The 11,714-nt window shown below is 64.6% G+C and carries 12 protein-coding genes; 7 read left to right on the forward strand and 5 right to left on the reverse strand.

All coding sequences use genetic code 11. The features are described from left to right. A partial coding sequence (locus K728_RS20305) for a DUF222 domain-containing protein (protein ID WP_024477485.1) occupies nt 1-1,382 on the reverse strand: 1,382 nt, incomplete at its 3' end. A gap of 269 nt (nt 1,383-1,651) precedes the next feature. Between K728_RS20305 and K728_RS0117540 the strand changes: the two genes are divergently transcribed. The 6 genes from K728_RS0117540 (at nt 1,652) to K728_RS0117565 (ending at nt 7,371) form a co-directional block, all read left to right on the forward strand. Further along, nucleotides 1,652-2,629, forward strand: coding sequence for an ABC transporter ATP-binding protein (locus tag K728_RS0117540; protein ID WP_024477486.1), 978 nt, complete (start codon nt 1,652-1,654; stop codon nt 2,627-2,629). Next, nucleotides 2,626-3,483 (forward strand): ABC transporter permease, encoded by an 858-nt coding sequence (locus K728_RS0117545; protein ID WP_024477487.1) that lies wholly within the window; start codon nt 2,626-2,628, stop codon nt 3,481-3,483. The genes K728_RS0117540 and K728_RS0117545 overlap by 4 nt, the downstream gene beginning before the upstream one ends. 43 nt (nt 3,484-3,526) lie before the next feature. Beyond that, nucleotides 3,527-4,810, forward strand: coding sequence for a sensor histidine kinase (locus K728_RS19920; protein WP_024477488.1), 1,284 nt, complete (start codon nt 3,527-3,529; stop codon nt 4,808-4,810). Then, the gene (locus K728_RS0117555) at nt 4,807-5,520 is read left to right on the forward strand and encodes a response regulator (RefSeq protein WP_019483723.1); all 714 of its coding nucleotides are present in this window, start codon (nt 4,807-4,809) and stop codon (nt 5,518-5,520) included. The genes K728_RS19920 and K728_RS0117555 overlap by 4 nt, the downstream gene beginning before the upstream one ends. 95 nt (nt 5,521-5,615) lie before the next feature. Beyond that, nucleotides 5,616-6,641 carry a 6-phosphofructokinase gene (locus tag K728_RS0117560; protein ID WP_019483722.1) on the forward strand — a complete coding sequence of 342 codons (1,026 nt, stop codon included), beginning with the start codon at nt 5,616-5,618 and terminating at the stop codon, nt 6,639-6,641. A 10-nt stretch (nt 6,642-6,651) separates the two neighbouring features. Next, nucleotides 6,652-7,371 (forward strand): GNAT family N-acetyltransferase, encoded by a 720-nt coding sequence (locus tag K728_RS0117565; protein ID WP_024477489.1) that lies wholly within the window; start codon nt 6,652-6,654, stop codon nt 7,369-7,371. A 12-nt stretch (nt 7,372-7,383) separates the two neighbouring features. Here the strand turns inward: K728_RS0117565 and K728_RS0117570 are convergent, their stop codons facing one another. The 4 genes from K728_RS0117570 to K728_RS0117590 form a co-directional block, all read right to left on the reverse strand. Continuing rightward, a complete protein-coding gene (locus K728_RS0117570; protein ID WP_024477490.1) occupies nt 7,384-7,806 on the reverse strand; it encodes an ankyrin repeat domain-containing protein in 423 nt (140 codons plus the stop codon). 2 nt (nt 7,807-7,808) lie between these two features. Continuing rightward, nucleotides 7,809-8,906, reverse strand: a complete 1,098-nt coding sequence (gene ygfZ / locus K728_RS0117575) for a CAF17-like 4Fe-4S cluster assembly/insertion protein YgfZ (protein WP_024477491.1) — start codon at nt 8,904-8,906, stop codon at nt 7,809-7,811. Nucleotides 8,907-8,967: 61 nt separating this feature from the next. Then, nucleotides 8,968-9,561 carry an FABP family protein gene (locus K728_RS0117580; protein WP_024477492.1) on the reverse strand — a complete coding sequence of 198 codons (594 nt, stop codon included), beginning with the start codon at nt 9,559-9,561 and terminating at the stop codon, nt 8,968-8,970. Between the two features lie 210 nt (nt 9,562-9,771). Then, on the reverse strand, nt 9,772-10,503 hold the full coding sequence (locus K728_RS0117590) for a hypothetical protein (RefSeq protein ID WP_024477493.1): 732 nt from the start codon (nt 10,501-10,503) through the stop codon (nt 9,772-9,774). Between the two features lie 193 nt (nt 10,504-10,696). Here K728_RS0117590 and K728_RS0117595 point away from each other — a divergent pair, with 193 nt between their 5' ends. Next, complete coding sequence (locus tag K728_RS0117595) at nt 10,697-11,398, forward strand: winged helix-turn-helix transcriptional regulator (RefSeq protein ID WP_024477494.1); 702 nt, start codon at nt 10,697-10,699, stop codon at nt 11,396-11,398. Nucleotides 11,399-11,714: the final 316 nt, after the last annotated feature.

Below are 11,714 nucleotides of genomic sequence, written 5' to 3' on the forward strand. Positions count from 1 at the left end.
AAGGGGTGGGTGAGGATCCTGGTGAACGATGGTGCGTGCCCGGCGAGCTGACGTGCCGTCTCAGGATCAATCGGCCCATACCCTTCCAACTCACCCGGAGCATCCCCGCCGAGGAGAGTCATCACCGGAACGGTGACGAACACCTTCGCCTGCACACCCCAATACACGCTGGCCTCCCCCGACTGACTGGGGCTGTTGCTCTCTCGCCGCTGACTGGATCCGCTGTTCGTCCCGGATCCGCTGTTCGTCCGGGATCCGGGGTCCGCTGTTCCCGGTCCGGCCCGGTCAGCACCCGGGCTGGCCCCAGCGGCAGTATCAGGTTCGGTCCCAGCGGCAGCACCAGGGCCAGCTGGGCCAGCTGGGTCGGGTGCTTCACTCATGTGTCCGGTGGGTCCGGCGCTGGTGAGGACATCCACGAGGACGTCGGCGCGTAACTGGGTGAGGGTCCGGTCCTCGTCGGGGCCTTGCAGGTTACGGGCTGCGGTGTCGACGCGGTGGAAGATCCCGGCAGCTTGTTCGGTGGGCAGGAAGGCGGCGAGCCAGGCCATCCCGTCCTGCGCCGGGTCCAGATACACTCGACGGTCCTGGAGCGCCTTCCGGTGCCGCAGGGTGATCGATTCTGGGTGGAAGATGTCACGTAACCGTTGGGCCTGGCGGTAAAACTTCGCCACCGTGGTCTTGCAGGCCAGACCGATGAGCTGGGCCTCGAATGCGGCCATCACGGCGGGAACGGTATCCGGGATACCRATCGCTTCCCCGACCACCGCCCACGCGTGACGGCGCGATAACCTGCCATTCTCCAACGCGGTCAGGGTGGCCCGGTAATCGCGGACCAGCAGCTCACTATGGTCAAGCAGGGAACCAGCAGTGCGCTCCGGCAGGCGCAGGGCCGCACCGATCTCCGACGCAGCCAGGGCGTGAGTGTGGTCCTGGTCTTCGGCCCACGAATGTTCCTCGGTTATCACGTCATGAAGGTGGGTGAGGGCTTTGGCTTCCTGCGCGTCGACCCAGGACCGCAACACCGACAGCGTCTTGAGTAGGTTCATGGTCTGGCCAGCGTTCAACGTCACCATCGCCGCGACCGACACCTGACCAGACAACGCCGGCAGCGACGCCGGGCCACCCTCGGCAGCCGGATCAAGAGGATCAGTGGGACCGGGGGAATCGGTGGGATCGGTGGATGCCTTCGGTGCCGTCCAGGTCGAGCCCTCGCCCAGGGGCCCGCCGGCACCATACCCACCCGGGATCCTCGAAGCCCCCGCAGCACCCGCACACCCTGAAGCGCCCGGGGACCTGTTCGCTGACCCGGAATCCGGACCGGAATCCGGGCCCGGCTCGGGGAAGAGTCCCGATCCGGTAGAAGAAGCTGTATTGCTTTCCATACCTCCATTCCATCATCGGGCACTGACAAAACAGGGGCCGATTCAGGGCCACCAGAAAATCTTTTTCAACTATTTTTTCAGACCAGAGAACCCGCCTCTGATAAACGCTCAACCTTTCCCGGCCAAGGGCGGGATGCCCATCGAAGGCGCCCCGGCCCGGGGGCCTGCCCGCCCCGGGCCAGCTGATGTTCGTGTCCTGCTGTAGCAGGACAGGATCACTCGTCCTACCGGATCTGTCGCCGGGCTGGCCCCGGTGACACGCTGGTGTTATGAAACAGTCAACTGCGTCCAGCCGCACCGAAACACCAGGTTCCTCACCCCCGACCGATCCGGCGAGCGCCGTCGTCGTCGACTCCCTGACGAAGTCTTACCGGCAGCCGAAGAAGGGCGATCTAGTCGCCGTCGACAAGCTGTCGCTGACCATTGAGACCGGCGAAACCTATGCCCTGTTGGGACCCAACGGTGCCGGAAAAAGCACCACGATCGAGATTCTTGAAGGCCACCGCAAACCAACATCCGGCACTGTCACCGTCCTGGGACAGAACCCGTACAAGGCGCCGGCTTTGTTCCGCTCACGCATCGGCATTGTGCTGCAGGAAGCCACCGATATGGGCACACTGAAGGTCGCCGAGGCACTCAAAGACGCTGCCGCCCTCTATCCCAACCCGCGCCGCGTTGATGAAGTGATGGTTGCTGTGGGGATCGAGGAGAAGGCCGGGGCCCTCATCAAGTCCCTCTCCGGTGGTCAGCGCCGACGGGTTGACGTGGCCCTGGGCATGATCGGCAACCCGGAACTGCTGTTTCTCGACGAGCCCACCACCGGCTTCGACCCTGCCGCCCGCCGCCGGTTCTGGGACCTGATCCGGGGCCTTGGCAAGGATGGAACCACAATTGTGCTCACCACCCATTACCTGGACGAAGCCCAGCACCTCTCCGACCGGCTCGGCATCATCGCGTCCGGACGGGTCATCGCCACCGGCACCGCCGACAGCGTGGGAGGCCCGGACCTCAGAATCCCCCGAGTGCGGTGGAGGGACGACGACGGCCAGCACGAAAAGGCCACCACCTCTCCCGGTGCCCTGATCCACCAACTCACCGAGGGAGGCTCCTGGGAACCGACCGATCTGGAGGTTATCCGGCCCAGCCTCGAGGATGTCTACCTAGAACTCCTCCGCCAGCATGACGCCGACACCGTAACCACCACGACCGCTGACCCGCTGACCTCACACGAAGGAGTACAGGCATGACCACTCTGAACGCCGGTCAGCAGACCGGCGCTGCACACAACGCAGCCTGGCGGCCCAGCACCCTTGCCCTCGGCGGACGCCGGGCCGTCACCGAGATCAAAGCCTTCAACCGGGACGGGCTGTCGTTAATCCTGATCCTGTTCTTCCCGATCGTCATGATGGCGCTCTTCGGGACCGTGTTCGGCAACGACCCCTCAGTGGGCCCACCCGAGGCAAAAGTCACGATGGCACAGCACTACTTCCCGGGGATGCTGGCGCTCGGCACAATCCTCAGCGGCTTCCAGAACCTCAGCGGCTATGTGGCAGCCGACCGGTTCAACGGCGGGATCAAACGGCTCGCTGGAACCCCGCTACCCCTGCTGTCCTATTTCATCGGCAAAATGGGTGTCACCCTGTACCTGATTGTCGGGCAGTCAATCATCCTCGTGATCGGCAGCACTCTCTTCCTCGGCATCGACCTCCCCACCACCTGGGGCGCCTGGCTAACCGTAGCCTGGCTGCTACTGGGCGCCACTGCCGCCTGGGCGGTCGTCGGGACAGCCTTCGCTTGCATCGCCAAATCGGCTGAAAGTGCTTCGACTCTGGCAGTAATGCCGGTCCTCATCCTGTCCTTCATCTCGGGTGTCTATTTCCAGTTCACGGGTCTCCCAGAGTGGCTGCAACAGGTGGCCAACCTGACGCCACTGCGCTGGACTGCCAGTGGCCTGCGCAGCGTGTTCCTGCCCGAACAGTTTGAACTGGCTGAGCCCGGCCAGACCTGGGCGTTGGGCATGTCAGCCATGGTGATTGGTCTTTGGCTGGTGGTCGGGCTGATTCTGACCCGGCTCACCTTCAAATGGCCACCGCAGAAATGAGGACTTGTGGGCCGCGGCACCTCACCGGACGTAGGGTGTTGGCATGAACACCAAACCCGAGCGCACCGACCGGCTCCTGCCGGAGAACTCGGTGTGGATCCACGGGATGAAGTGGTGGCACATCGGGTTCTACACAGCATTAGTTGTGGTGGTCCTCGTGGTTCTCAACGGGGAGCCGAACCCCACGATCATGGCGGTGACCCTCAGTGCTCTGGGGGTGTTGGCGGCCACGTACCCCTTCCTGACCCGCCAGCAACATTTGGGGACGTGGCGTCCTACGGCCTACGTGATCCTCCTCATCCTGGTGGTCGGATTTCTGGCCTTCCTCCCAGGCTCCGGAGCTGTACTCCTCTTCGTGGCGTTTCCGCAGATCTGGATGTTCTCCAGCACGGCGCGTGCAGGGCTCATCAGCACGGCAGCCATCTGCGTCGCGGTGGCAACGGGGCAGCTTGTCCGGTTCGGCGGGTCCCCCGAAGACCTCCTCGGAATCGGACTGCAAGCCGGCCTGTCCTTCCTGGCCTCAACGATGCTGGGACTGTGGATCTACAAGATCATTGACCAGAGCGAGGACCGTGCGCAGCTCCTCGCCGAGCTGGAGGCCGCCCGGACCGAACTCCAACTCGCCGACCAGCGGCAGGGCGCCATGGCGGAGCGGGAACGGATGTCCCGTGAAATTCATGACACCCTCGCCCAGGGCTTCACTTCGGTGGTGATGCTGTCCGAAGCAGCGCTCGCACAGCTGCGCAGCACCCGATTGGACGACGGCGCCGCCCAGGACCTGGTGGCACGGCTGGACGCCATCAATACCACCGCACGTGACAACCTACAGGAAGCCCGGTCCCTGATTGCGTCGACCGGGCCGTCCCAGCTGCAGGGCGGAGACCTGCTGGGGGCACTGGACAGGCTTGCCTCGGCGGCGACATCAGCGGGCTGTGACACCTCCTCGACGCTGCCCGATGCCCTGCCGCACCTGACCTCGAACCAGCAAATCGCGCTCCTCCGCTCGGCACAGGAGGCACTCACCAATGTCCGGCGGCATGCTTCGGCTTCCCGGTCCCAGCTGAAACTCGAACACTCGGGATCTCATCTGGTCCTGACCGTCAGCGATGACGGCGGAGGGTTCGACCCGGACCTGGATACCTCCGGCTACGGGCTGAAATCCATCAGCGCACGGCTCGGCGAGATTGGGGGGACTCTCAGTATCAGCTCGGCCAACGGAGAGGGATGCGTCCTCCACATGGTGGTGCCCGTCGAAGATCACCAGAGCACCGTTGCGGCCCCGCCTGCTGCGGCGCAGAACCAGCCGGAACGGGTTGAGGCTCAATGACTCCTGCCCAGCCGCGCAGCAGCAGTTCCACCTCACCCAACTCCCCCGCCCACAGTGCCGACGCGGATACGGTCCGAATTCTTGTGGTTGATGACCATCCGGTGGTGCGCGCCGGGCTGATTAACCTGCTCTCCACCGATCCCCGGATTGTGGTCGCCGCCGAAGCAGCCAACGGGGAGGAAGCAGTGGCCGCCGCGACCGACGTCGTGCCCGACGTCGTCCTCATGGACCTGCGGATGCCGCTCCTGGATGGGGCGGACGCTACCGCCCGCATCCTGGCGAGCCAGCCCGGGGTCAAAGTATTGGTGCTTACCACCTACGACGGCGACTCCGACATTGTGCGGGCCGTCGAGGCCGGCGCGGTCGGTTACCTGCTGAAAGACACCCCGGGTGAAACCATCATCAGTGCGGTGTTCGCGGCGGCCCGTGGGGAAACAGTTCTCGCGCCGCCGATTGCGGCGAAATTGGTGTCACGGCTGAGGGCGCCAGAGCGACCGCGCATGTCGCCGCGGGAACGGGAGGTGCTCCAGTGCGTCGCCCAGGGGCTGAGTAACCCGGATATCGCCGCGAAGCTCTACATTGCCGAAACCACCGTGAAGACCCATCTGCTGCGGATCTTCGCCAAACTGGACGTCGATGATCGAACGCGGGCGGTCGTGGTGGCGATGGAACGTGGCATCCTGAACGGGCACACACCGGGTTCCCGATAGCGGTCTTGCTCCGAAAATGTGTTTAGAATCATAGCTGAGCTCAATGGGGCGCTCTGACCTTTCTACCTCTTCAACCTGCAAGGACCCAGCTCCACATGAAAATCGGAATACTCACCAGCGGTGGCGACTGTCCTGGACTCAACGCCGTGATCCGTGGAGCAGTCCTCAACGGCATCAAGACCCACGACCTGGAATTTGTCGGATTCCGTGACGGCTGGCGTGGTGTGGTGGAGGGCGACATCATCGAGCTCCCCCGTCAGGCCGTCCGGGGCATCTCCAAACAGGGTGGCACCATTCTGGGAACCTCCCGCACCAACCCTTTCGAGGGCAACGGCGGACCCGACGCCATCAAGGCCACCCTCGAACGGCTGGGTATAGACGCGATGATCGTGATCGGCGGCGAAGGAACACTTGCCGCCGCGAATCGGCTTACCGATGCCGGCCTGAAAATTGTCGGCGTGCCCAAGACCGTCGACAACGATCTCGACGCCACCGACTACACCTTCGGCTTTGACACCGCCGTGCAGATCGCCACTGAGGCTATCGACCGGCTCCGGACGACCGGGGAGTCGCACAGCCGCTGCATGGTGGCCGAGGTGATGGGACGCCACGTAGGGTGGATTGCCCTGCACGCCGGGATGGCGTCCGGCGCCCACGCCATCCTCATCCCTGAGCAGCAGACCAGCCTGGAGCAGATCGCCGAGTGGGTCACCGAGGCCAATCACCGTGGTCGTGCGCCCCTTGTGGTGGTGGCCGAAGGTTTTGTCCCGGCGCACCTGGACCAGGCCCACTCCGAACGTGGCCTCGACACCTTCGGGCGGCCGCGCCTCGGCGGGATCGCCGATCAGCTGGCCCCGGAAATCGAATCCCGTACCGGAATCGAAACCCGCGCCACGGTGCTGGGTCATATCCAGCGCGGCGGGGTTCCCTCGGCGTTCGACCGGGTCCTCGCGACGCGTCTCGGCATGGCTGCCGTTGACTCGGTGGTGGACGAAGCCTGGGGCACCATGGTCTCACTCAAGGGAACGGAAATTGCGCGGGTGGGCTTCGCGGCCGCTTTGGGTAACCTCAAGGTGGTCCCCCAGCACCGGTACGACGAGGCAGCCATCCTCTTCGGCTAACGTTGCCTAGATGGAACTTGATCCCGGCACCGTCTCAATCATTCAGCTCGGATGGTCTCGGCTGCTGAAACTCGATGACACCGCGTTCGCCGAGGCAGCTGGCGAACGGGTTTACCGCCGGGACGACGACGCCGAACTGCTGACCTTTGTGCGGCTGTTCGGCGAGGAAGCGTTGGTCGGGCCCGGTTGGGCCCTCGACGCAGCAGCAGAGCTCGACGGCGATGTGCTCGCCCGCCACTCGACCCTGCTCCGGCTCTCCAGAGAACAGGGGGGCCGTGGTCTGGGAGCGGCTGGCCTGTATTTTTGCGATAACCTGCCGACCCTCGAACCCCGCGACGACGTGGCAGTGAGCGATGAGCTGGAGTTCGCCGTCGAGCTGGAGCGGCTTTGCCCGCCCGATGACATCGCCGAAGTGGGTCTGAGCGCTCTGGAACACCGCACCATCCTGGTCGACGACTCGACCGCTCCCCCCACACCGTTCGCCGGCGCAGGGTACGACATCTGGAGCGGCATCCTCGCCCATCTGGGGGTGCTGGCCGCGCCGGGTCACCGCGGTCAGGGCCACGCCACCTTCATCACCAAGGTGGTGATTGAGGATGCCATGGCGGCGGGACTGATTCCGCAGTGGCGGGCACGCACGGATAACAGCGCTTCGATCAGGACGGCGTTGAAGTCAGGCTTCGTCGCGTGCGGCAGCCAAACCAGCGTGCTGCTACCAACCGGGCACTAAACAGGGCGGTTGCTACTGCCCGCCGAACAGCTCCAGCAGGTTCTGACGCTTGAACATCTGGGCCGTCTGTCGTGCCGTGGGATTGCCCCGGTCGGGGTCGGCCCCGGCACCTACCAGCACCGCTGCGACGTCGTCATAACCCTTGAAAGCCACACCCGCCAGTGGCGTCTGACCCTTGTCGTTGACGGCGTTGACATCAACCCCGCGGCGGGCAAGGTCAGCCACGACGCTGGCGTGCCCGTGGTAGGCAGCCAGCATGAGCAGACTGTCACCGCCACTGTTGGTCAGCGTGACGGGAACCCCCGCGTCCAGGTAGCGGCTCAGGGTCGCCGCGTCGCCGGCACGGGCGGCGTCGAACAGCTGGTGTGCCAGTGCGACGGCCTCATCCGCGCTGGTGTCCGGTGAATTGGTGTCCGGTGTGTTGGCGTCCGTCATCGTTACCGGCGTCCTTTCAGGAACCCGGTGGCGCGTCCCACCACCTGGCCCGCGTCCGGCGCCACAATGATTTCCTGCGCTGCGGCGTACACCTCATCGCCGTCCTGCACCACCAGTTCACCCAGTGGATCGACCGAACGTTTCACGACGGCGAGCGCTACCGCGCCCATCTCGTAGTGCTGTGCCACAGAGGTCACCGTGCCGACGGTGCGTCCACCGGCGACGACGGCGCTGCCCACCGCGGGCAGGGTGTGCTGGCTGCCGTCGAGCTGCAGGAAGACGAGGCGGCGTGGTGGGTGTCCGAGGTTGTGCACCCGGGCGACGGTTTCCTGACCTTTATAGCAACCCTTGTTCAGATGAACAGCGGTCCGGATCAGGTCCAGTTCGTGCGGAATCGTCTTCTCATCGGTCTCGGCGCCGGCCCGCGGACGCCACGCGGCGACACGCAGCGCCTCGGAAGCCATGGCGCCGGCCAGGCTCAGACCGTGCCCAGCGAGTTCATCCACGGTGGTAACGAGTTCGGCCTGCGGGATCAGGTATTCGAACCAGGGGCGTTCCAGCCCGGGGTGGTCTTCCTCGGTCACCACCGAATAGGCGTACCCGCCCTCCGTGACCCGCGGCCACGGGTCGACCCACACGGTGCGTGCTACCAGCAACTCGATGGGTTTCACCGATCCCAGCACCGCCCAGGTCTCTGACACGTCGGCGATTTCCACCCGGAGCATGAACTTCATCCGGTTCAGCCACGCGGCCATACCTGCGGCTTCGAAGCCTTCGACGAGCAGCCAGGTAGTGGTTCCGTCGTCGACCACCCGGGCGTTGTATTCGATCCGGCCCTGCACGCTCAACAGGAGGGTCTCGGAGCTGCTGCCGGGCTCCAGGCCCAACAGGAGTTGCGAAGAGAGGGTGTTCAACCAGCTCAGGCGGTCGGGGCCGGTTACCGTGACCACGCCCCGGTGGGACAGGTCGACGACGGCGGTGCCACGGGCGAGGGCGCGCTGTTCCTTGAAGGGGTCACCGTAGTGGGATGCGGTGCCCTGATCGGGTGCGCCAGCGGCGACGGCGCCGGGCCGGGTGAGCAGCGGGCTGAGATAGGTCATGGTGATGTTAACGCATCCTTAGGCGGGCCGTATTCCTTGGCCAGCCGTGGAGCACGACTGGTCAGGATTCTTTTTTGAGAATCGCGGAGGCGTGGGCTTTCAGCGGCTGGCCGTCGGCGGCGACGTCCCAGCGCCAATACAGGTCGCCCTCCACAAGTCCGTACAGGCGTGTGGCGGCCGTGTATTCCTTGGAGTTCTGGCCCCGCATCACCAGGTCGGTGCTGAGCCGAATCTGTGGGCCCTTGATGACCCCGTAGTACAGTTCGGCGATTCCTCCGGGGTGCACAATGGTGGCGGTGATATCGAAACCGTCTTCGGCGTTGCGGAGTTGCTCCACCTCCTCGGCGCTCTTCNGGACGATGTCGGCTGGTTCCAGCCCGGGCCCGCCGTCGGCGTCGTTGAGTTTGCGGTCCAGCGCCCAAAACCCGGTTTCCACTGAGAGCGGGCGCAGGCGGGTGCCATGCTCGTCGGTGAGCCAGCTCTCCGCCGTGTACCGCAGGTACGGGAGCCCATTCTGGGTGAAAGTGACGAGCTGCTCGAAGTGCTCGGACTCGGACGAACCCTCGCCGAGACGGCCAGAGCCCTTCCAGGTACCCAGCAACCAGGACAGTGGCACCAGTTCGGGCGTGAGGTCCGTGGGAATCTCAAAGGACATGGTGAGCGGGCAGCCTTACTTTTGGCCCTTGTACAGGCGGGTGATCACCAGCGCTGCTACCCCAGCCATCGCCAGCGAAGCGAGTACCAACAGTCCAATGAAGAAGATTTCAAGCGCAAGAATCGACATGCGTCCATCCTAACGCGACGTATCGGCAGCTCTCGACCCCAACGGCGCTCCGGTGCGGCGCGGGCCGGCCGGAGGTAGAAGTTAGGCGGTGAGCAGCTTTTCCAGGAAGTAGACGAGCGAGCCGATCACCAAAATGGGTGCGACGCCGACGGACAGGGCCGCTGCCACGTTCAGTGGCGCTTCACGGGCAAGGAGCAGACGCCGGGTGCACACAATGACCGCTCCACTGATCGCACCCACAATGCCTGCGGCGAGGCCGGGCACATCGGTGAACAGAATGGCCCCCAGGGGTCCGGCAGTTGCGGCCAGGACCGTGCCCAGGGGCGCAACAATCCGGTCGGGCCAGGGCAGTAGCGACACGGCCAGGGCAATCATGACGCTGATCCCGGTGACCAGCATCATCCCGGTGTTTCCCGCATTGACCGACAACTGGTCAGCGGCCACCCAGCCGGACCCAAGGCAGACCAGGAAGACCCCCACGCCGACGCCGAGCGTTGATTCCAGCCGAAGGCTTTGGCCGGTTCCACGGAACAGCTGAATCAGGAAGACAGCCCCTAGACCGAGGGCAGCGGCGATAGGCATCCACCGCATGTACTCGCTGTCCGGGGCGGTGTAGGCGGCGGACGTAGCCGCCAGCGCACTCGCGGCCATGACCGTTGACTGGGTTTTCTTGGCCGGGACCCCCAGCAGATGAGGCCAGCCGATAGCTCCCACGAGGATGAGGACCGCAGTCACTGCTGCTACAGCACTTAACGAGACGTAGGACGCAGCCACCACCGAGACGACTGCTGTTGCCGCTGCAGCGGCCACCATCCATATTCTCACCCCAGCAATACTGCCTTACCGCTCCGGCAAGTGAAAACGAGGGTCCCGGGTGGGTCGCATCACACCCGGTATACTGAACCAAATCTGACAGGACTGCTGACCTGTGGAGATCGGTCAGGATCTTCACCAGCCGCCCGACCCAGAGCGCCCGATGATGCGCGTCCAAATATATGGAGGACACATGCCGCACATCTTGATGTTGACGAATAGCCCCGGATCCTCGGTGGGTGTGCTTCCCGCGCTCGAATTGCTGAACCACAAGGTCCACATTCTGCCCGCCGAACCGACCGCATTGCTGGAAACCGAGCCCTGCGACGTGGTGATGGTCGACGCACGTAAAGACATGGTCGGGGCCAGATCGCTCACCCAACTGCTGAAAGCCACCGGACTGAGTGCCCCGCTGATGCTGGTGCTCACCGAGGGTGGGATGGCCGCCGTCGCCGCGAACTGGCTGGCTGACGAGGTCGTCCTCGACTCCGCCGGTCCGGCTGAGGTGGAGGCCAGGCTACGCCTCGTCATCGCGCGGTCCAGTGCCGCCGAGACGGAAAGCAGCAGCGAGATCCGCGCCTCCGGCGTCGTCATTGACGAGGCCAGCTACACCGCCCGGGTCGGCGGGGAACCGTTGAACCTGACCTATAAGGAATTCGAGTTGCTCAAGTACCTGGCGCAGCATCCGGGCAGGGTGTTCACCCGCGATCAGCTACTGCACGAGGTGTGGGGCTACGACTATTACGGCGGCACTCGTACCGTTGACGTTCATGTGCGGCGGCTGCGGGCAAAACTGGGCGCCGACCATGAGCAACTGATCGGGACCGTGCGCAACGTGGGGTACCGGTTCACGCTGAACCGGTCCACCGACGACCGGCCAGCGGTCGACGCCTGAGGATTGCCTCCCTCCAGAAGACGCTTCCCAAAACACGCCGCTTAACGAAAGAAGTCCCTCCCCCACTTGCGTGGCGGTGGGACTTCTTTTGTCTTACAAAGTGGAGGACATACGGGTCGAACGTATCGCGGGCACCCCACTGGTGCATCCCCCGTGAACGATCCCCAACATTACCCCACCGGCTGCTCCAGGCCAAAATCCTCCCCTACGCACGGGGTACCAGGGGGTTAAGCTGGCATCATGACCACAGCCCACGTTCCCACCTGGCCCATTCTCCATTCCGCTGGGGCTCCCGACCCGCGGGTCCTGCAGGACA

The sequence above is a fragment of the Arthrobacter sp. CAL618 genome (assembly GCF_000468215.1).
Taxonomy (GTDB): domain Bacteria; phylum Actinomycetota; class Actinomycetes; order Actinomycetales; family Micrococcaceae; genus Arthrobacter_D.

Bases quoted from the DNA above. Each gene is read 5' to 3' on its own strand.
- K728_RS0117560 (WP_019483722.1), top strand. From the start codon at position 5,616: ATGAAAATCGGAATACTCACCAGCGGTGGCGACTGTCCTGGACTCAAC.
- K728_RS0117565 (WP_024477489.1), top strand. From the start codon at position 6,652: ATGGAACTTGATCCCGGCACCGTCTCAATCATTCAGCTCGGATGGTCT.
- K728_RS19920 (WP_024477488.1), top strand. From the start codon at position 3,527: ATGAACACCAAACCCGAGCGCACCGACCGGCTCCTGCCGGAGAACTCG.
- K728_RS0117590 (WP_024477493.1), bottom strand. From the start codon at position 10,503: ATGGTGGCCGCTGCAGCGGCAACAGCAGTCGTCTCGGTGGTGGCTGCG.
- K728_RS0117555 (WP_019483723.1), top strand. From the start codon at position 4,807: ATGACTCCTGCCCAGCCGCGCAGCAGCAGTTCCACCTCACCCAACTCC.
- K728_RS0117545 (WP_024477487.1), top strand. From the start codon at position 2,626: ATGACCACTCTGAACGCCGGTCAGCAGACCGGCGCTGCACACAACGCA.
- K728_RS0117595 (WP_024477494.1), top strand. From the start codon at position 10,697: ATGCCGCACATCTTGATGTTGACGAATAGCCCCGGATCCTCGGTGGGT.
- ygfZ (WP_024477491.1), bottom strand. From the start codon at position 8,906: ATGACCTATCTCAGCCCGCTGCTCACCCGGCCCGGCGCCGTCGCCGCT.
- K728_RS0117570 (WP_024477490.1), bottom strand. From the start codon at position 7,806: ATGACGGACGCCAACACACCGGACACCAATTCACCGGACACCAGCGCG.
- K728_RS0117540 (WP_024477486.1), top strand. From the start codon at position 1,652: ATGAAACAGTCAACTGCGTCCAGCCGCACCGAAACACCAGGTTCCTCA.